The sequence below is a fragment of the Dethiobacter alkaliphilus AHT 1 genome (assembly GCF_000174415.1).
Classification (GTDB): Bacteria; Bacillota; Dethiobacteria; order Dethiobacterales; family Dethiobacteraceae; genus Dethiobacter; species Dethiobacter alkaliphilus.
On the sequence record NZ_ACJM01000004.1, the window covers coordinates 67,137 to 87,325 of the forward strand.

The following is a 20,189-nucleotide window of genomic DNA, read 5'->3' on the forward strand; positions in this document are numbered from 1 at the left end:
ATTGTGATTTGCTATCCTATAAAATAAAACCAATCCAGTCACAAAATTCAAGGAGGTTGATTAAATGAGTATGTATTGTAACCAGTGTGAACAGACGGCAAAGGGGATTGCCTGTACTACTCACGGCGTGTGCGGCAAGGACCCGGAAGTATCGGCGCTGCAGGATCTTTTGGTTCATGCAGTTATGGGTCTGTCACTCTATGCCGTTGAGGGCCGCAAAAAAGGGATTACAGATCCTGAGGTGGACCGGTTCACAGTCAAGGCCATCTTCACCACCCTTACCAACGTGGATTTCGATCCCGCCCGTTTCCAAAATTACATCAATGAGGCAGTTGCCATGCGGGATAAGCTGAAAGAAAGAGTTGGTGTCAGCTTTGATCACAATTCTGCTAACTTCCAACCGGCCTCTGATGTTGCCGGCTTGACTGAACAAGGCAAACAAGTGAGCCTGGATTCTGATAAAGAAACGGATGCCGATATTCAGTCTATGCAGCAAATCCTCCTTTATGGGGTTAAGGGTGTGGCTGCCTATGCGGACCATGCTGCCATTCTGAATCAGACTGATGAGAAGGTATATGCGTTCATTCAGGAAGCCATGGCTGCCCTGACCCGTAACGACCTGGAAGCAAATGATTGGCTGGGCCTGATTCTTAAGTGCGGTGAAATGAACTTCAGAGCCATGGAACTTTTAGATGCCGGTAATACCGGAACCTATGGCCACCCCACCCCCACTGCGGTTCCCCTGGGCCACAAAAAAGGCAAAGCCATCGTGGTTTCCGGTCATGATCTAAAAGATTTGGAAGAGCTGCTGAAGCAAACAGAAGGCAAAGGCATTTACGTCTATACTCACGGTGAAATGCTCCCCACTCACGGGTATCCTGAGCTGAAAAAATACAGTCATTTTTACGGGCATTACGGCACCGCCTGGCAGAACCAGCAAAAAGAATTTGCTAACTTCCCCGGTGCAATCCTGATGACCACCAACTGCATCCAGAAACCACAGGAAAGCTATGCTGACAATATCTTTACCACCGGCTTGGTTGGCTGGCCTGGAGTTCACCATGTTGATGGCCATGACTATGGTCCGGTTATTGAAAAAGCACTGGCTATGCCCGGGTTCCCCTCCGATGAAGATAACGGTACAGTTAATGTAGGCTTTGCCCGCAATGCTGTAATCGGTGTGGCTCCCAAGGTAATTGAAGCTGTTAAAGGCGGCGCCATTAAGCACTTCTTCCTGGTAGGCGGTTGCGACGGTGCCAAGCCCGGCCGTAACTACTACGCAGACTTGGTGGAACAAGCGCCTAAGGACACTGTAATCCTCACCCTGGCCTGCGGTAAGTTCCGCTTCTTTGACAAAGACCTGGGTGATATCGGCGGCATTCCCAGATTGCTGGATGTGGGTCAGTGTAACGATGCCTACTCTGCTATCCAGATTGCACTGGCTTTGGCCAATGCATTTGACTGCGATGTCAACGAACTGCCGCTGACACTGATTCTGTCCTGGTATGAGCAGAAAGCGGTTGCCATCCTGTTAACCCTGCTCCATCTGGGCATTAAAAACATCTTTATCGGACCAAGCCTGCCGGCGTTTATTACCCCCAACGTACTCAACGTCTTGGTAGAGAACTACAACCTGCGTCCGATTTCCACTCCGGAAAAAGACCTGGAGATGATTCTTGGCTAAACTATTAAAAAAAACCGGAGAGCTGTCTGCTCTCCGGTTTTTTTGCCTTTCCTTTAGAAGGCCGGATAGTATGATGATTGCTTTAAACATGAGGATAAATCTGTTTCATCAGTGGCTGCAGTTTAGTGATGGCCGCCCTGCAACCTGAAAACTCCTCGCTTCCTGCAAACAGATGAAGTACAGCCCAAAAAAACAAAATATCTGATGCAGTAAATTCTCCATCGTCCGCTTCTACCAGCTTCCAGCGCAAAACGGTATCCCCCATACACTAACCACCCTTTTTAAACTTACTATATTTTACGTATAAAAAAAGAAATCAGTTCCAGTAAATTAGCATGGCAATAATTACCTCGCTGCATTTCTGGAAGTGAGCAACAAATATCATTTTCCGCTGAATAGCCAAAAGAAAGAACGGAAAAAGAATAAACGGATAAAGAAAGGGACTAATAAAGAAAAAGGAGGATAAGTGCTTATGAAGCCTATTCTAAAATGGCAGTACGACCAAATCATAAAAGAGCTGTTGCTGCTTCAGGAACATCAGACCGACCCTACCTGTCCCTGCCAATCGGACGGAGAAATGTGTGTGCGCAAGCATCTTATGACCTTGGAAGCATATGCGCAGGAGACCATACCCATGGAGGATAACGAAGAATTCAAAGACAAGCTGCAGATGCTTGCCGGCGAAGCTAAAGAATATCGCAAACAGGAAGAAGCAGCCCTGCGTGATGAGGATGTGCCTGTTTCCCTGGTAGAATGGACCAGAAACTGGCGCAAAGCATTTGAGGAACATAGCCTGGAACCCCAGGAAGAAGATGTGGCTCTAACAAATAAGAGTGATACAGAACAAGAGTAAAAAACCACGGGAGCTAATTTCCCGTGGTTCCTGTTTTTTTCTCCAGCTCTTCTAAAAGCGTCAGGTATTTCTGGATGGTTTTATTGTTTGTTGCTTCCTCTTCAAGCTTTTTGCATTCTTCATCCAACCGCTTTAAAGTAGCCGGGGTAAGGTTTTTTTCGGCATATACAAAGGCCACATTATCCTCTTTGTCGATATGACGGTGGAGCAGATGTGTATAGGAGATGGCATTGGCAATGATATCGAGCCTGGATTCATCATCGCCGTTTTGCACTCTTTGCACCGCCGCTTCCAGTTCCTGCATATGCAGCCGGCCCATGTCATGTTCAATATTCATGCCGAACTTAACCAGCTTTTCAGCCACCGTACCCAACTCTTCCATCATCATTTCGAAGAGCAACGTTTCTTCTTTGCCATGATGATGCTTATCCGCGTAGTTGCGCACAAAGTCAATGATTTTATAGAAGTCTTGATAGTCAACATCGTCTTCTTTTAGGACCTTGTAGCAGTACTTACGGATTACCGCCAACATTCTTTTAATGTTCTTATGCTCTTCTACCATTAACTCAATACAGTTCACCGGCACCATCCTTTCACTGCTTACTTGTGATTCTGTTTACACCATCCTGATCCTTTTCATAGGTAAAGTCAGCATTTAGCGTATTAACGAAAGCTGCAACCCAGGCTTCCCTGAGGGTATAGAAGTTTTGCACATCGCCGCCTGCCTGCCGCCAGTACTCTTCATGCAGGCATCTGGTGGTCCGCCATGAAAACTCATTGTCGGTACTGGTCAACACCTCATTTACCCGGTCACAGGGCATACCCTCCAATATGAAATCGTTTAAGGCATTAAAAACTTCCTCGGGAGAAGTAACATTTTGCCTGTATTCACGGGCCGCATCTTCTCCCTGGCGCTTAAAAATATCAATCAGCTCTGCCTGACTGAAAATATTTTCATCCAATAATCTGGTTACCAGTGCGGCCTGCCTTAATTCAGCGGCGGCAATCCGTCCCTGTAGCCAACCGTGAATATTGGAGGTGTCAATGATTTCTTCCAAAGGTTGATTCCCCGTGGGATGGCCATACTGAGCATAAATATGCTGCAGCCAATCCTCTACAGCAGGGCGTTTTTCTTTGGCCCGGGTAGCAATCTCCTGTTCAATATTTTCAAACCAAAGGATTTTATTGTAGAGCCAATAATGTATTTTTCCCAACGTCAAGCTCATCTTTTATCCTGCCTTATTCCAGATCTTTGTTTAACGCATCCAACAGTTCATCCAAACTGATACCATGGACCTGAGAAGCCTCTTCCAGGGTTTCTGCCTGAGCAGACGGGCAGCCCACACAGCCCATACCAAATTGCATTAGCGTTTTTGCCGCCTCAGGGTTAACTTTCAGCACCTCAGCGATGGTCATTTCTTTTTTAACTTTCATTTTTCTGCCTCCTTTTAGCTTTTTACACCTTAGTATTAATATCACAATTTTTGCCCGGGAAAATACCTTCGGGTTCATTATACAATCACTGCGCCATAAACTCTTTACAATAAAATTAAACCACGGTTGCCCGTGGTTTTAATTTTTTCGTTTAGTTTTCGCGTACAACCTGCTGTGCCCGGTCAAATTCTTCCAGTACCTCCGCTGCCGGTTCCTTATCCATCAAACTCACCACCACAATGGATATGGCAGAAAAGATAAATCCGGGGACAATCTCATACAGGGCTGAACCGGTGTACTGCCAGAGAATTACGGTAACGCCGCCCACAATCATACCCACCAGGGCGCCGTTTTTGGTCATCCTGCGCCAAAACAGTGAAAACAGAACAGCAGGGCCAAAGGAAGCACCAAAGCCGGCCCAGGCATAGGCCACCAGTTCCAACACCTGCCCGCCGCCAAAAGCCAGAACTAAAGCCAAAGCGGCAATAATCAGCACTGCAAACCGGCCTACCCAGATTAGTTCCTGTTGGGAAGCATCTCTTTTAAAGAAGGTGTGGTAGAAATCCTCCGTCAGCGCACTGGACGACACCAGAAGCTGTGAGTCAATGGTACTCATAATAGCTGCCAGCACTGCTGCCAACAATACTCCTGCAATCCAGGGATTAAAGACAAGCTGCACCACTTCCATAAAGACCCATTCCGGATCGGCCAGCGCATTGCCGGGGCCAAAAGCAGCAATCCCTACAAAGCCCGCCAGCACCGCACCATAGAGCGTAAACACAACCCAGATCATAGAAATCAGTCGTGATGTTTTAATGTCTTTTAATGATTTAATGGCCATAAAACGCACCAGGATATGGGGTTGTCCAAAATAACCCAAACCCCAGGCCATGGCTGAAATAATGCCTACTGCGGTCAGCGATCCCGCAGAACTCCATACACCCCCGCCTTCCGCTGCATATGTCACATCGGCAGCAACATCCAAAAGATCCGGATTGGCATTGTAAATTGTACTCAACACCGCATCCAGTCCACCTAAATGCCTCACGGTTAAAACAGGGGCAATAATCAGAGCAAAAAACATCAGGCCCCCCTGGAAGAAGTCACTCCAGCTAACAGCAAAGAATCCGCCCATAAAAGTATAAGCCACGATGACAAAAGCACCGATTAATAAAGCAGTGGTATAATCCATGCCAAAAGTTGCTTCAAAAAGCTTGCCGCCGGCTACCAGGCCGGAAGCGGTATAAAATAAAAAGAAAATCAGGATAAATAACGCAGAAATAATACGCAGCACATTGCTGGTGTCTTTAAAACGATGAGCAAAATATTCAGATAACGTGATTGAATCGCCGAAAACTTCCGTGTAGCAGCGCAACCGCTTGGCCACATACTGCCAGTTTAGCATGGTTCCTGTAGCCAGTCCGATGGAAATCCAGATACTCCATGTACCAAGGCCTGAGGCATAGGCGGCGCCGGGCAGGCCCAACAGCAGCCAGCCGCTCATATCGCTGGCCTGGGCAGACAGGGCCACAACCCATTTGTTTAATCCCCGACCGGCAATCATGTAGTCGGATAAGGTATGCGTCATACGATAAGTAATAATGCCAACAATAAGCATACCGGTTAAATAGAATAAGAACGTTACATATGTCGGGTTCACTGGGAGTCCCTCCCTTCTTTAATGTAGCTTAGGATTGCCCAGACAATCAGTAAGGGCATGGGAACCAGAAGCCAAAACCAGGTTGCAGGTGTTAGACTAATCTCCATAAGCAACCATCTCCCTTCTTTTTTTTATATTCGTCCCATACTGTTATAGGCTTCACATGGGAACACTAAGGTGTTTATTTAGACAAATATCATCTTTTCCCTTTAATTGCTCTGATTTTTATATTGAACTGCAAAGGGAACTGAGTAACCTCAGTTCCCTTTGCCTGGCTCGGCTATATCCGATGACTTATTTAGTTGATTCTGCTAAAATCCCGCTAAATATTTACCATACTCCAGAGGATTAATAAAAGCCCTTTTTATAACTTTTTCCCCGTAAACAGTATAGAGGGTATCCTTTCCCGGCTTGGCGTTACATTCAATAAACCAAATATTTAGTTCTTTGTCGAAGGCAAAGTCTATTCCGATTTCGCCAAAAGCACAGTATGCTTTTTCTATACCCTGAAAGCATGTGGTGAGAAAAGCTATGGTTTTTTTCAGCAACTCTTCTTTTTTGCTCTCATTAACCAGCAGAAGTTTTTCAGTGAGGAAATCATTCCATTTATAAGTTTTGGCACCCGTCCTGGTGTTTGTTATGGGATACCCCGCCCGGCTCATGCGTACAGGCAAAACGCCAATTTCCATCTCACCCCGGCCGTTTCTCTGTACCAAGGCCCGCAGGTCCACATTGCAATTTTCCACCTGCAATACTTCAATGGCAGCTTGAATTATTACCTTATTGCTACTCAATAAAGAGTTCAGGCCGTAGAGCAGGTTTTTGAAAGAATTATACGTCATGGTTACTAAATTATCTTTGTAGTAGCTCAATTCAAACATACCAAAGGCAAGCCTCTTTACCCGGAAAACGCCACGACCGTTATTGGAGGAACTTTCTTTAACATAAACAGCTGAATAAGCATCGAGCATTATGTGCAGGTCTTCTGGTGTTTCGTATAATTCGGTATGAGGTAAATAACGCGCTATCTCTTCCTGAACGGCAAGCTTATTATAAACATCCCATTTGTCAAAAAAGTACCTGGGATTAATGTTTATTGAATTGCTGTGGGTATTCAGGTGCTCCCGGATTTTATCGGATTTCAGCTTTTGTGATTTAAGTGCACCGCCGCCCCTGTCGTACAGTACATCAGGGTAAGGAAAATTCTTCTTCAACCACCTGCAGGTCTTTTTATCGTAGTAAGTGCCCCGGATATGCTTTTGTGCAAAGTCTACATCTTTTATTGAGAAAAAATAGAGAATGATTCTTGCTTCCTCATTAGCCCTCACCAACTCTGTCAGCCTAAAGATCGGGTCTTGCAAATTAGCTTTTCGTACCTGTCCAACGCTTGTAAAAACACCGATTACCGGTCCCAGGGACAATTTATTATTTTCTACAATCAGGTTGGTGGTAATTTGGTGGGAAAGACCACATTTTCCTGCCAGGTTCTTTGATATTGCTATGGTATTTGTTGTGCTATTTCTGTGGCAATTAATCTCCTGCTCAAAAATTCCTGCCTTTATAGACAAAGGATAATCATTTTTTAGTAAGTTATAAACTGTGTCTGGTACTGTAACAATTGTATCGTCGAGTCTATCTGTCACATAAATTGTCACCGTTTGGGGTTTAATGCTCACAAAGATATCCTCCATCCCTCTATTAACTGCATTACTAACTTCAATACTACTTTATTCCCACCAGTATAATTTAGTGATGAAACCTCTGGTATAGCAATCTAATTGCCAGGTTTTAACAAAGATTGACCCAGGCCTGAGGCTTGGGTCAATCTTTTTCGGGTCAAAAAATTTCCGGCACATCCCTGTAATGCTTTTTCAGAATGGACTGCAGTTTCTGCAGCTGTTTACGGTCTCCCTGTATTTTTACTTTTCCGGTCAGCAAAGCCACTGTCGGATTCATCTTTCCCTGCATTAAATCCCGGAAGTCTTTGACAGATATTTTTATAGTACAGGTAGCTGCAAAGGGTGTCCCCTCTGCCCACTTGCTTTTTCCTGCTGTGATTTTTAACTGGTAAGTTTCTGTCTGAGTATTTTTTAGTTCCAACTGAAATACGGCATTCATATCGGTCAAATCATCAGAAATTTCATCTAATATCTCCATTACCTGTGGCAGAAAATCAGTAACATCCACGTATAGCCCTCCCATTATAATTGGCTGCATCAATCTTTATATCTTATGTCCCCTGTGATATATTTGTTATTTTTTTGTTTCGTGATTCCAGACACGGAGCTTTTTTGCTTTCTGTGATAATAAACTCACAACAAACAATATATGCAAGGAGGATTTCAAAAATGAGTACCTGCCGTACTTGTGATGCTGCCAACGTCGCTCCTGGATGCAGGCAACAATGAACCCGCGGACGTGGGTCCGCGGGTTTCTGACTATCAGGAGGTGTCTCTAATCAGCTAACGGGTTAATTAACCATGTTTAACACTTTTTCTACAAACACCTGTACTACATCACTGTCTAACTGGGTCCCCGCTTTTGCTTTAAGCTCTGCTGCCGCATCCTCTGCCGGCACGGGCTTTTTATAATGCCCTTCCCCGGTCATGGCAGCAAAAGTATCGGCCACACCAAGTATTTTGGCTTCCAGAGGAATATCAGGCCCCTTGAGGCCTTTAGGATAACCGGAGCCGTCAACGCGTTCGTGATGGGCCAGAACAAAACCTGCAATATCGGCAGTTTCATTATACGAACTGAGAATTCGGTAACCTACTTCCGGATGACGCTTTATTTCACGCCATTCTTCTTCTGTTAACTCTCCCGACTTACTCAGAATACTGCCGGGAATTGAAATTTTCCCTACATCGTGCATGTAACCGGTGGTTTCCAGCTGTTTAATTTTTTCCTGAGAGAACCCCATGGCCTTTCCTGTAAGACTGCACAGCTGTGCAACTCTTTGCGCATGCAATTTCTCTCTGGGAGCTGCCACATGCAGCGTGTCCACAATCTTTGCGATAATCTCTCCCACAACTTTCTGACTTTCCAGTAATTTATTTTTGTACATATCGTCTTCGGCGCTTTTTAATATATCCAGAATGTCTGCTTCGGGAGTAACTTTACTATGAGAGCCGAAAGAAATGGACAGATTTATGGGAACCAGCTCAATCTGGTCCATGGCGTTTTTGATTCTTTTAATAATTCTCTTAGCGTCCTCCTGGCTGGCATTGGGCAGGAGGATAACAAATTCATCACCGCCCCAACGGGCAATTATATCATCGGCGCGGCAGGCTTCCTGCAGGATTGCTGCCGCCTGCTTTAATAAATCGTCTCCTATCAGATGGCCAAAAGCGTCATTAGTTAATTTTAAGCCGTTAACATCCCCCACAATAATTGTCAGGGGGTAATTACGCGGCGTATCCAACCGGTCCAGCTGTTCTTCAAAGAAACGGCGGTTATATAAACCGGTCAGACTGTCATGGTAGCTAAGATACGCAATTCTTTCCTGCTTTTGCTTCTCCTCTGAAAAATCCCTGAAAACCAGGATAACACCCAGAATATCGCCATCGTCGTTTCTGATGGGAGCAGCACTGTCTGCAATGTGGACTTCCCTGCCATCTTTGGTAATCAACATTGTTTCACTGTCAAGCTCACATATTTCACCCGACTGCAGCACGCATTGGACAGGATCTTCGCAGGCCTCCCGCGTAACGCCGTGGACAATATGAAAAACTTCCTGCAGGGGCCTGCCGCACGCGTCAGCCGCAGCCCAGCCGGTTAATTTTTCAGCCACAGTGTTTATGTCGGTTATTGCTCCGAATTTATCCGTGGTGATTACTGCGTCACCGATGGAGCGCAGCGTAACTCTCAGACGCTCCTTTTCCTCATAAATGGACTGTTCGGCACGCTTCAGGTTTGTAATGTCCTGAACCGTACCATAAGACCTAAGCGGCCTGCCCTGTAAATCATAATCTGTCCGTCCAATCTCATTAACCCACTTAACCCTGCCGTCAGGCATCAGTAAACGGTGGGTTATTTCATAAGGTGTCTTGTTCTTAACCGATTCCTTGTAGGCCTGATCCACCAGGTCCCGGTCATCAGGATGAATAAACTCCAAAAACGCTTCATAGGAAGCGGCAAAATTTTCAGGGTTGACCTCAAAAATTTTATATATTCCCTCTGACCAGGACAGATGGTCTGTAGCAAGATCCAAATCCCAACTGCCCATGCGCGCAATAGCATGGGCGTCCTTTAGGTTTTTCTCACTGCGGCGCAGTATTCTCTTTTTTTCCGAATAGTCGCGGGCAACCACAATATATTTCTTTTCATTTAACAGGCCCTGCCGGAACATTATCTCTGCCTCATACCACCATTGGGCCCCTGATAAAGGCAGTTTATATTCAACGCGTTGTTTTTGCCCGGAATCAAAAGCCCGGGCAAAGGCTTCAACAAATTCCGCCGCAAGTTCGCCATCAACTATCTCATGAATATTTTTGCCGATGATTTCTTCCCGGGGCATAAAAAGATAACAATCATCCGCGGCATAAATATTGATAAACTCATACTCCTCATTAAGCACAAAAATAACATCATTGAAAGCAGTATTTATGGTTTCCTGTTCCTCAAGCTTCTCCATCTCCGAGGTTATGTCTCTCACCTGGGTAAAAAAATAATATTTTTGCGGCGAGTAGGCCCGGATGTGAAACCAGCGGCTTAACGAAGGGCTATAGTATATATGTTCATCGGAGATTTGCTGCAGTGCAACCCTGGCAAAGAACGAAACCCAGTTAAAATCCTGAAAGTAACCGCCGGGCAGAACCTCTGTTGCCCTCCGGCCAATAACCTTATCTGCTTTCAGGTTAGTCAGGCTTTCATAAGCGGGATTTAAAGCTATAAACTCATAATCACAGGGCCGGTCGTTTTCATCACAAACCAGCTTCTGATAAGCAAAACCATCAGCAGAATATTCAACCATAGTTTTCCACAGCGCACTATCCATATATTTCACCCCGTAATAGTTATGCCTCTACTTTTCGCCCTCCTCCCCTGAAATAACCTTTATTGCCGACCAATATTAGTCAAATTGTAATATTTAATACAGTGCTCCCACCGGGCAGGCTTTTACACAGAGCAGGCATTCTTTGCAAGTAGAGTCGGCCAGTTTCCCTTCATAAAAGGTTGATATTCTTCTGTTTAGCCCGCGGTGGGCAAAGCCTATCGCCCCTGCTTCAATTTTTTTATCAGCAGCAATACATTTTCCGCACAAAACACATCTGCTGCTGTCGAAGGTAAGTTTTTCTGCGCTGTCGTCATAAATATATTCCCGCTCTAATTTATTCAGCCGGGGCAAGCCAAGCTTCAGACCCCGTTCCCCGGCAATTTTCTGCAAAGCACAACTCTTGTTTTTGGGGCAATTATCGCAATCAAGACGATGGTCGGAGAGTAGAAGTTCAAAAGCTGTTCTTACCAACCGGTCAACAGCCGGTGTCCGCGTACTAACCTTCATCCCATCACTGACGCGCACAGCACAGGCGGTCACCGGTTTTTTTCTGCCGTCCACCTCCACAAAGCAGAGCCGGCAGCATGCAGAAGGTCTCCCTTCCTCTTTTACTGCACAAAGGTGGGCAATATAAATATCATTTTCCAGAGCAATAAAAAGCAGTTTTTCACCCTCCGGGGCAGTGAGTTCACGCCCGTCGATATACAATGTGACTTTGTTCATTTTTTCTCACTTCCTTTCTCACCCGGCAGTACAGGTGGAGAAAGTTTTTCTACTGCATCATATTCCGGCGGACAAGCCTTCAGGCAGTTATCACACTTCACGCACTTATCCTGTGTAATGGCCTTAATACCGTCTTCTCTGGTGTATATCGCCTCTGTGGGACAGCTTCCCACACAAGCGCTGCACAACTTACTGCACTTTTGGGGGACTATGTAATAGGCAATTAAATCTTTACACATCCGGGCCGGACAGCGCCCTTCCTCAAGGTGCGCTTCATACTCATCCCTGAAATACCGCAGTGTGGTTAGCACCGGGTTAGGCGCGGTGCCGCCCAGATTACACAACGATCCGTCCCTCACATCCTCCGCCAGCTCTAAAAGCAGGTCAAGATCGGACAAACTCCCTTTGCCCTGGGTTATAGCTGTCAAAATATCTAGCATATGTTTAGTGCCCAGGCGGCAAAAAGTACATTTACCGCAGGACTCATGCTGGGTAAACTCCAGAAAGTAACGGGCAACCGTTACCATACAGTCGTTTTCATCGAGGACAACAATTCCTCCCGAACCCATAATTGCCCCGGCGTCATGCAGTGAATCAAAGTCAATGGGTATATCCAGAGCATCTTCGGGCAGGCACCCGCCGGAAGGGCCCCCGATTTGGACAGCTTTGAATTTTTTATCATTTGGTATCCCTTCGCCCACATCGTAAATTAAACGACGCAAGGTTGTACCCATGGGTACTTCCACAAGCCCGGAATTTTTTATTTTACCCACCAGGGCAAAAACCGCGGTGCCCGGGTTTTGTTCTGTACCTTTTTGCCTGAACCAGTGGGCGCCGTTTTTGACAATACCGGGTACATAAGCAAAAGTCTTAACGTTATTTAAAACAGTGGGTTTTCCATATAAACCGGAAACAGCCATGCGCGGTGGCCTGGTCTCCGGGATACCCATATTTCCGGCCATGGAATTTATCAGGGCTGTACCCTCACCACAAACAAAGGCACCGGATCCCTCAAAAATCTCAATATCAAAAGAAAAGTCACTGCCCAGTATGTTTTTGCCCAAAAGCCCCTTTTCCTTTGCCTGGCTGATGGCAATTCTTAGCCTGCTTGTGGCCTTGGGATACTCGGCGCGGACATAGATATAGCCTTTGGATGCTCCCACCGCATAGCCGCAAATGGCCATCCCCTCCAGAACCAGATGCGGGTTAGACTCCAAAATGGCCCGGTCCATAAAAGCTCCGGGATCTCCTTCATCAGCGTTACAGACCACATATTTTTCTTTATCATCCTGTTGGCTGCATTTTTCCCATTTCACACCGGCGGGAAAACCGGCTCCGCCTCTACCTCTTAAGCGGGCGGACTTTACTTCTTCAATAACAGCTGCAGAGCTTTTATCCAAAGCACCCACCAAGCCGCGGTAGCCTTCTACCGCCAGATAATGGTCTATATCCTCCGGATTAATAAATCCGCATTGCTCCAGAATCAGTTTTTCTTCGTAAAACCCTCTGGGAAAATCGGCTAATGTGGGAAAAGAATCATTAGGTTCAATTGCAGCCAGCGCAAAGTCAAAACAAGGGTCATCATTTGCCAAAAAATCCTCCACCAAGCGCTCAACCAAATCCTCATCAAGCTTACCGTATAAAAGAGCAGGGAATCCGGGTTTTTTGATTAGTACCAGCGGCTCCGCATAGCAGTGGCCCATACAACCCACTTCCATTACCCTTGCATCCAGTTCTTTGCGCTGAATTTCACTTATAAAAGCATCCTTTACTTTCAGGGCCCCTGACGCCATACTGCAGGTAGCAACTCCCACACAAACCAGCGTTGTTCCTTGCTTTTCATCAATTCTCTGCTTTGCTTCTGCCCTAAGGAGTTCAAACTTCGTCATACTATTCCTCCTCCCCGGGCTTCTCCCCGTTCCCATTTGCTTCTAGAGATAAAAGTATACCATCAACTCTTGTAGGCGTCACACTGCCTTCCATCTGTTCATCAACCACCACCACAGGCGCCATTGTACAGCAGCCAACACAGGCCACACGTTCCAGGCCGTACTTCCTGTCGGGTGTGGTCTCTCCTTCGGAAATATTAAGCCGCCTGGCAAAGGAATCCATGGCGATTTGTCCACCCACAATATAACAGGCTGTACCCATACAAACTTTGATTTGATGCTCACCCGGAGGGTGGAAGCGAAACTGATTATAAAAAGTAGCCACTCCATAAACATCAACTGCTGCCATTCCCATAGCATCCGCCACTTTTTCCAACGCCGGCCTGGGTAAATACCCGAGCCGTTCCTGGATACTTTGCAGTATGGGAATCAGGTTCCTTCTGTTAATTTCAGAACTTGTCAGGATTTCATCAACACTGTTTAAAATCTCTTCTCTTTCACCTTCTAACAAATTCACAGCCGAATCCTCCCTTCATCATATAATGATATGCATGTCGGGTTCTTATTAGATTAAGTTCAAAGCGGAACTTGGATATATTAGGCAAATTCTATAGCCACTGTAAAATCCCTGCTGTTGTCACCATGCCAAAGAAGTTTCTGTACAAAAAAAACCCGGGTTTCAATTCCCGTGGCCTAATATTTTTGGAGCGGTGAGAATAGTTAATCCTAATGGCTTTGCTGCTCATACAAATACCTTAAGTAGTAGATTGGTTTTTTGTAAGTTTTAGCCCAGCTATCAGGATCATCCATCTCCTCTGCGGTGAGTCGGTGGTCCCTGAAGTTCACTTCAATTAAATACGGCTTACCACCGGTATCAATACCAATATCCAGTCCTACATCCCCAATGTCCTGCAATCCTCTTTCCAATGCCTCACAAATTATGATACTTACCTTGTGTATCTCCTCAGTGATACTTGCGTATTTGCCGGCAAAAACTGCTCCCAAAACCTTTTCTATTGGCAGGCCCTGTCCTCCTGAAGCTACATTTGTAATATGGCTTCCAGATACACCAACCCTGGTTCCCCAACTAGATAAAGACCAGGCGCCGGTACCGTCTTTTTGCACAGTCACCCTTAAATCAAATGGTTTACCGTTAATATGGGCCAGGTCTATGCCCTGCTGCACAATGTATAATCTGCCGCCCATAATGTCTTCCAGGCCCACAAGCAAGTCTTCGATTTTTCCTTTAGCGCTTTCGTTGTTATCATCTGTGCGATAGCTGGCGACATAATGTTCCGGGGATGATTTTGCAAGCTTTATTATGCCTAAGCCCAGACTTCTCCGTACAGGTTTTAGATAAACCGTTGCATGCTTCAACGTCATTTCTCTAATAGTCTCCGGTCCTTGTAATAATTTTGTTTCAGGAATATAAGCCCTGGCCTGAGAATCATTTTGCAACAATTTAGCGATCTGCCATTTGCTAAAAGCAGTAATCCGATTTATGGCCATCATATTTTGCATCTCTTGTTTTAATAAACTGATTTCTTGATCTTTGGTACTTCCCCTGGGAAAAGATATGCGATTATGAATTACATCCGGTAAAGGAAGCCTACGCTGCTGCCAACCAGGTATACCCCCATGGTCTCGCACCCTAAGATAACCTTCTACAGATTTGTCCTGCCGGTTAACATCAGACAAGCTAAAAATGTAGACCAGCGAAGACGACTCTTCCCCTGCGTCTGCATAGAAATCAAATTCTTCTCTGGTGCTCTTGCCGCTCATATATTTCTCCAATAACCTTTTTGCCGTCAGAACACCAATCACAGGACCGATTTTTATACTATTTCGCTTGATTACAGTGACCCCAACAGAGATATTCTGCGGAACTTTAAGCGCACTAAAAAGGGAAGGCGTCATCCACACTAAGGTATGAAATTCTGATTTCTGCTCTGAGACTGTCACTATTTTTGCCGATGCTTCAAATGACCCCAAAATAACCTTGCAATAACTATTTTCCTTTATCATTAATTTCTCAGCCAGTTCTTTATTAACACAAATCATTTCCTCATCTGTTTTATAAAAATAGGGAACTAATTTACAATTAATTGGTTTCATTATTGGCTACCCCATACAAGAATTTAGCGTACTTAACCGGATTGCTATAAGCCCGCTGTATCAGCTCTTTGTCTTGAGATCTGCGAACACTTATTTTTGACGGCTTGGAATTTACTTCTATCAGCCATAAACTGCCACCCACATCCAATGCCATATCAATGGCCAATTCCCCCAGCCTGCCGAAGTTTTCCTCTAATTTACTGCAAACAGTAAGAGCCAACAGATCAATGCGTTGAGAGATGGTGGGGTATTCTTGCGGAAACACCTGCGGCACTATTTTTTCAAACTTTTCCACAGTTGCCCCGCTGCTCACATTAGTAACAATACTACCGGGGGGGGCTAACCGCACTGATTTATCCACTACTTCCCAGGAGCCCAGATGGTTTTTTTGTACTAACAGTCTAATATCAAAAGGGTTATTATTTAGACTTGCTAATTCTATCCCCTGTTGAATAATAACGTTTTTATCTTTTAATTTTCCCTGAATTAACCTGCTGTAAAGTCCTTCCATGGTCAGGGTATCACTACGGTTTCGCCCCTTTTCCCGATAATAGACAGCCACAACATTTTCATAAGCTTTCTTTACTTTATATATATTTTTCCCCATGCTGTCATCGGTAGCTTTGATATAGGCAAATTGGTTTTTCTGCAGCAGCTTAGTGAGGTAGCAGGGATGATTATAAAGATGTGTCTCAGGAAGATATTTGCTAATTTCGGGATAAGCCGTCAACGTTTCGTAAGTTATCCATTTTCCAAAAGAATTTCTGGTATTGATATAAGGGATCTTATAAATTTCCTTAAAGCGATTCCTGATTAATTTTGCACTCTGCCGCTCGCTTGAATCCAGTGTTGCCCTGTCATAGATAACATGGGGGAAAGGAAAGGTGTCTGGTTTCCATATATTATCTTCCTTGCTGTAGCAAAGGCCGTTAATACGCTTTTCCCACCAATCCATGTTAAATGTGGCAAATGCAACTAAGGTAATACCTTCTTTAACCGCTTCCTTTGCAAGTAACTGAATACCAGGGGGAATTTGCCCATTAGCTAAGCGTAAATAGATTTTTTTTTCCACAAATAAGCCCAGTATCATATTAATTGCTCCTCAGGTTTTCTTGTATCTTTGGCAATAAACCCTGAAAGATAAATAGCATATTCTATGGGGCTGTTATGACACCTTTCAAATGCTTCGGCATTATTTAACTTCTTAATGCTGACTTTCAGGGGCTTGCCATTTACCTCAATGAGCCATAGTTTTCCACTCTTATCAATGGCCATATCTAATCCCAGTTCTACAAAATCACCAAATTTATCTTCAATGCTCTCTACTATTTTACGCCCGGCAGTAATTATTTCCTGATACATATCAGTGCTATTAATACACTCTTGGTTATTTAATTCATCTAAGACCGTGTTAAAGTCTGCTACCGCCCCTCCACTTCTTGGGCTGGTAACAACGCTTCCGGGAGCCGCTATTCTGGCAACAATATATGTGGGCTGCCAACTGCCTTGCCAGTCTTTTTGATATAAAAGCCGAAAATCAAAGGGGTAGACTTTATAATATGACAGCTCAATTGTTTCCTGAACTATATAACCCCAACCAATCTCCAGGTACTTACCCAGCATTTCATCTAAATCATCAAGGGTGGGCAGATGAATAATTTCATTTGTATCATCGTCTCTAAACTCCACAATATAGCTTGCGCCGGGGCCACGCTTGAGACGATAGATCCCCTTTCCTTTGTATAACATGTCTGGTTTCAGATAGATGCTTTGATACTTTTCGAGAAAATCTGCAATATCAGATTTGGAGCTATAAACTATTGTATCCGGCAGATATTTTTTCACGCCGGGGGTGTTTTTAAGGGCCTGGATGGTTTCCCACTTTCCCAGCTTAGGCAAACTATTAATGACACGATAATCGCTATCCAGCTTATTTCTTAATTCGAAACCATAGCTTCTCTCACCAAAACAGCGATCATATATTACCTTGGGCAGCGGCACTATGCGGCTAATCCATGTGCTGCCATCCCACAAAAGTGCTCTGATCAACTTATTTTCCCAGTCAATATCCCCGATGCTAAAAAAGCAACAAATTCCTGCCACTGACTTTGTTTTATTTGTAAATTGGTAATACACCCTATCGGTTTTTCCGCCTACCAGAGCTGCTGCTTTTTTGGGGCTGATAAACACTCCGATTAAAGGCCCTAACTCCAAATGGCCCGGTTCTATAACCCTTACCTGCAGTTCTGTATCTTCCGGTATAAACACTGTGGTTTTTAAATCCCGGGATAAAGTTAGCTTATTTTCCCCCAGGCTGTTGTTTTTGCTGATTTCCTTTCTTAATAACAGGGAAGCAGAACCTACAGTTAGTCTAACGTAAGCTTTTTCATGGTCTAAATTAAACTCTTTGGATTGCTTTGGTGTAAGAAATAAAGTTTGCTGTAAATCCGATTCCAGATAACAGACTCTGCATTTTTGCATTAAGCTTTCTTTGGCCAGATAACAAGCATACTCCATGGGACGGGATAACACATCACTTAATTCTTCATCATTAAACAGGTCATAAAACATAGCTTTTGATGGCATGCTGTTTACTTCCAGAAGCCAGCAATCCGCATTTTTATCCACAGCAATGTCCAGCGCAATTTCCCCCACAGGAGCAAAGGCCTTTTCAACAGTTTCTGCAGTAAGTACAGCCAGTTGTTTAAGCCTCGCACTGAGATTATTGAACTTTGAGCCACACTTCGATATTAGAAATGATTCCACACGCTCAATATTTTCCCAATTGCCCAATGCAGTAATTTCACTATTACTTGGACCTACCTTGGCACACAAAGAGGCATGCCACATGTTACTGCCGTCTTTTTGCATAAGCGCCCGGACATCAAATACCCTGTCCTCGTATTTTGCCAACTCTAACCCTTGCTGAACTATATATTTCTCAGTACCCATTACGGGAAACTGAGTCCGCAGATCATGTAATTCTTCCACACGGCCAAATTTATAATTCATTCTGTCTTTACCTTTACCCCTGTATTGAAACCTGATCTTCCCATTATCGTTAACTAAAATAATCAGGCCCATGGCCTTTAAACCATGTACAGGTTTGAGAACGGCTTTGCCGTATTTTTTTAGCAGACTATAAATCTGGTCGCTCTCTTCAAAAAAAGAGGTCTCCGGCAGGAAGTCTCTGATTTCCGAAAACCTGTCTAGTGCCTGATGGGTTTCCCACTTCCAAAAACCGATCTTCTCATTTACAAACCGCAGCGTTGGTATTTCCATCAGTTTTCTTCTGATTTTCGCCGGGCAGGAGTGAGCCTGATCATAAATAACCGATGGCATGCTCAATGTCTTCTTTTCCCATAAGCCGCCCAGAAGGCTATAGCCATTTACCTCCATACGCTCAAAGTCAATATCATCATAGGAAAAAAAGATAACTCCCATATTCTTTTTTTCCGCTGCATCACTTAAACACTGCGCACTCTTTAAGGTTTTGTTTTTACTTAGTATTCTGATATATGCCGGGCCTGATAGCACGCCATTACACAGGGTTCTCAACAAATTCACCTCTACTTAAGTCAATATATACCCAATGCCCTTTGCTTCTTTCCCCACCGTTATCAGCAGGTCAACGCCGCGCGCTGCAATACTTTGGCCCAACCTGGAATGTTTTCTTATCCAGCAAATACTTACCATAATCAATGGGTGTGGTAAATGTTGCTTCCCACGTTTTATAAAGCCCTGCGTTTCTAAATGTGATGCGTAGATCCCTACCGTTACATTCAATAAACTTCACCGAGCCATCCTCTGCAATCCCCAGATCCAGACCCAAGTCTGCCAGTCCGGGATATGCTTCTTCCAAGACCCTTGCCGCTCTGGTAGAAAAACCTTCTATTTCCTCTAAGAGATGAACTTTGTTAAATGATTCATTTAATAAAACATCGCAAGGATAAGTTTTGCCTCCTCTGGCCACATTGGTAACAAAATTCCTTCCCTTAGCAACCTTCCCAACCACACCTGTAACTTGCCACTTTCCTTCTCCATTTTTCTGACAGGAAATCCGCAGGTCATATACACTCCCGCCGTATTTTGCTAGGGGAATATACTCTTGCACTAAATACGTTCCCGCGGCAAGCTTCCTCTGCAGAATAGGTGGTATCACCTTTGTAAAGGTAATATCAATCCAACTCTTTTTCTTTTGGCTGTACATTGTCAACACAAATTCCTTATTCTTTTCAATTTTCATTAAACCATTTCCGAGGCTGCTGCTGTTGGGCTTAATAATTACCTTGTCATATGCCGTTAGCATATTTTGAACAGAATCGTCAGTTGCTTTTTGGGTTTTGGGAAGATATTGATGCAGATTCTTGTCTCGCTTCAGTAGTTGATACACTTCAAGCTTGGGGTACCTATTCCAGGGATTATAAAGAATTTTGCCTTCCTTTTGCAATTCAGTGAAGACAGCTCGTTTTTTTTTAGAAAAATATAGTCCGCGGTTATGAATAACTTTTGGGACGGAAACAATAACTTTTTCATATTCACTATGTTCGTTCTGTACATAAGCGGAGATCTCTCTTTGCGCGGCTTCAAGATCCCTAAATCGGAAAAAGCACAGTGAAATGCCATTTTTTCTGGCTGCTTCCTCGTAGAAAGCTATATGCTCATAGCCGGTTCTTTTAGAGGGAATACCCTGGAACACAGCATTGCTTACCAAAATCCCCAAACACTCATTACTCAAGTATTTCACCCCTTTATAAGGCTTGTGCTATATTATGATGAGCATAAGTTATTTGTGACGGGATATATCACTGTCTGAGTTAGACAGGGCCACATAA

At 44.4% G+C, this 20,189-nt stretch carries 17 protein-coding genes; 2 read left to right on the top strand and 15 right to left on the bottom strand.

Annotated features, from left to right (window positions below; translation table 11 throughout):
• Positions 1-70 precede the first annotated feature (70 nt).
• On the top strand, positions 71-1,684 hold the full coding sequence (gene hcp / locus DEALDRAFT_RS04750) for a hydroxylamine reductase (protein ID WP_040378506.1): 1,614 nt from the start codon (positions 71-73) through the stop codon (positions 1,682-1,684).
• 82 nt (positions 1,685-1,766) lie between these two features.
• On the opposite strand, the gene DEALDRAFT_RS04755 is transcribed toward hcp, so the two are convergent.
• Positions 1,767-1,949: a hypothetical protein gene (locus DEALDRAFT_RS04755; protein WP_008515392.1), complete on the bottom strand. Its 183-nt coding sequence runs from the start codon at positions 1,947-1,949 to the stop codon at positions 1,767-1,769.
• Between the two features lie 207 nt (positions 1,950-2,156).
• Here DEALDRAFT_RS04755 and DEALDRAFT_RS04760 point away from each other — a divergent pair, with 207 nt between their 5' ends.
• Positions 2,157-2,537 carry a hypothetical protein gene (locus tag DEALDRAFT_RS04760; protein ID WP_008515393.1) on the top strand — a complete coding sequence of 127 codons (381 nt, stop codon included), beginning with the start codon at positions 2,157-2,159 and terminating at the stop codon, positions 2,535-2,537.
• A gap of 13 nt (positions 2,538-2,550) precedes the next feature.
• On the opposite strand, the gene DEALDRAFT_RS04765 is transcribed toward DEALDRAFT_RS04760, so the two are convergent.
• The 14 genes from DEALDRAFT_RS04765 to DEALDRAFT_RS04825 form a co-directional block, all read right to left on the bottom strand.
• Positions 2,551-3,117, bottom strand: coding sequence for a hemerythrin domain-containing protein (locus tag DEALDRAFT_RS04765; RefSeq protein ID WP_008515394.1), 567 nt, complete (start codon positions 3,115-3,117; stop codon positions 2,551-2,553).
• 13 nt (positions 3,118-3,130) lie between these two features.
• The gene (locus tag DEALDRAFT_RS04770) at positions 3,131-3,763 is read right to left on the bottom strand and encodes a hypothetical protein (protein ID WP_008515395.1); all 633 of its coding nucleotides are present in this window, start codon (positions 3,761-3,763) and stop codon (positions 3,131-3,133) included.
• 13 nt (positions 3,764-3,776) lie between these two features.
• On the bottom strand, positions 3,777-3,971 hold the full coding sequence (locus DEALDRAFT_RS04775; protein ID WP_008515396.1) for a DUF1858 domain-containing protein: 195 nt from the start codon (positions 3,969-3,971) through the stop codon (positions 3,777-3,779).
• Between the two features lie 151 nt (positions 3,972-4,122).
• Entirely contained in the window at positions 4,123-5,631 is a 1,509-nt protein-coding gene (gene putP, locus DEALDRAFT_RS04780) for a sodium/proline symporter PutP (RefSeq protein ID WP_008515397.1), read from the bottom strand.
• 311 nt (positions 5,632-5,942) lie between these two features.
• A complete protein-coding gene (locus DEALDRAFT_RS15870; protein WP_008515399.1) occupies positions 5,943-7,307 on the bottom strand; it encodes a YheC/YheD family endospore coat-associated protein in 1,365 nt (454 codons plus the stop codon).
• Positions 7,308-7,467: 160 nt separating this feature from the next.
• Positions 7,468-7,818 carry an SCP2 sterol-binding domain-containing protein gene (locus tag DEALDRAFT_RS04785; RefSeq protein WP_008515400.1) on the bottom strand — a complete coding sequence of 117 codons (351 nt, stop codon included), beginning with the start codon at positions 7,816-7,818 and terminating at the stop codon, positions 7,468-7,470.
• 283 nt (positions 7,819-8,101) lie between these two features.
• Positions 8,102-10,627, bottom strand: coding sequence for an HD domain-containing phosphohydrolase (locus DEALDRAFT_RS15875; protein ID WP_143753382.1), 2,526 nt, complete (start codon positions 10,625-10,627; stop codon positions 8,102-8,104).
• A gap of 93 nt (positions 10,628-10,720) precedes the next feature.
• Positions 10,721-11,350 (bottom strand): 2Fe-2S iron-sulfur cluster-binding protein, encoded by a 630-nt coding sequence (locus tag DEALDRAFT_RS04795; RefSeq protein WP_008515405.1) that lies wholly within the window; start codon positions 11,348-11,350, stop codon positions 10,721-10,723.
• A complete protein-coding gene (locus DEALDRAFT_RS04800; RefSeq protein WP_008515406.1) occupies positions 11,347-13,239 on the bottom strand; it encodes an NADH-ubiquinone oxidoreductase-F iron-sulfur binding region domain-containing protein in 1,893 nt (630 codons plus the stop codon). The genes DEALDRAFT_RS04795 and DEALDRAFT_RS04800 overlap by 4 nt, the downstream gene beginning before the upstream one ends.
• Before the next feature lies 1 nt (position 13,240).
• Entirely contained in the window at positions 13,241-13,756 is a 516-nt protein-coding gene (nuoE, locus tag DEALDRAFT_RS04805; protein WP_008515407.1) for an NADH-quinone oxidoreductase subunit NuoE, read from the bottom strand.
• A gap of 209 nt (positions 13,757-13,965) precedes the next feature.
• Positions 13,966-15,354: a YheC/YheD family endospore coat-associated protein gene (locus DEALDRAFT_RS04810; RefSeq protein ID WP_008515408.1), complete on the bottom strand. Its 1,389-nt coding sequence runs from the start codon at positions 15,352-15,354 to the stop codon at positions 13,966-13,968.
• Entirely contained in the window at positions 15,341-16,426 is a 1,086-nt protein-coding gene (locus DEALDRAFT_RS04815; protein WP_161598017.1) for a YheC/YheD family endospore coat-associated protein, read from the bottom strand. Before DEALDRAFT_RS04815 ends, DEALDRAFT_RS04810 begins: the two co-directional genes overlap by 14 nt.
• Positions 16,427-16,440: 14 nt before the next feature.
• On the bottom strand, positions 16,441-18,798 hold the full coding sequence (locus DEALDRAFT_RS04820) for a YheC/YheD family endospore coat-associated protein (protein WP_143753383.1): 2,358 nt from the start codon (positions 18,796-18,798) through the stop codon (positions 16,441-16,443).
• Positions 18,799-18,982: 184 nt separating this feature from the next.
• Positions 18,983-20,092, bottom strand: a complete 1,110-nt coding sequence (locus DEALDRAFT_RS04825) for a YheC/YheD family endospore coat-associated protein (protein WP_008515411.1) — start codon at positions 20,090-20,092, stop codon at positions 18,983-18,985.
• Positions 20,093-20,189 lie beyond the last annotated feature (97 nt).

Coding starts and splice junctions, on each gene's coding strand:
- hcp (WP_040378506.1), top strand. CDS start 71: ATGTATTGTAACCAGTGTGAACAGACGGCAAAGGGGATTGCCTGTACT.
- DEALDRAFT_RS04755 (WP_008515392.1), bottom strand. CDS start 1,949: ATGGGGGATACCGTTTTGCGCTGGAAGCTGGTAGAAGCGGACGATGGA.
- DEALDRAFT_RS04760 (WP_008515393.1), top strand. CDS start 2,157: ATGAAGCCTATTCTAAAATGGCAGTACGACCAAATCATAAAAGAGCTG.
- DEALDRAFT_RS04770 (WP_008515395.1), bottom strand. CDS start 3,763: ATGAGCTTGACGTTGGGAAAAATACATTATTGGCTCTACAATAAAATC.
- DEALDRAFT_RS04775 (WP_008515396.1), bottom strand. CDS start 3,971: ATGAAAGTTAAAAAAGAAATGACCATCGCTGAGGTGCTGAAAGTTAAC.
- DEALDRAFT_RS15875 (WP_143753382.1), bottom strand. CDS start 10,627: ATGGATAGTGCGCTGTGGAAAACTATGGTTGAATATTCTGCTGATGGT.
- DEALDRAFT_RS04795 (WP_008515405.1), bottom strand. CDS start 11,350: ATGAACAAAGTCACATTGTATATCGACGGGCGTGAACTCACTGCCCCG.
- DEALDRAFT_RS04800 (WP_008515406.1), bottom strand. CDS start 13,239: ATGACGAAGTTTGAACTCCTTAGGGCAGAAGCAAAGCAGAGAATTGAT.
- DEALDRAFT_RS04810 (WP_008515408.1), bottom strand. CDS start 15,354: ATGAAACCAATTAATTGTAAATTAGTTCCCTATTTTTATAAAACAGAT.
- DEALDRAFT_RS04820 (WP_143753383.1), bottom strand. CDS start 18,798: ATGGGAGTTATCTTTTTTTCCTATGATGATATTGACTTTGAGCGTATG.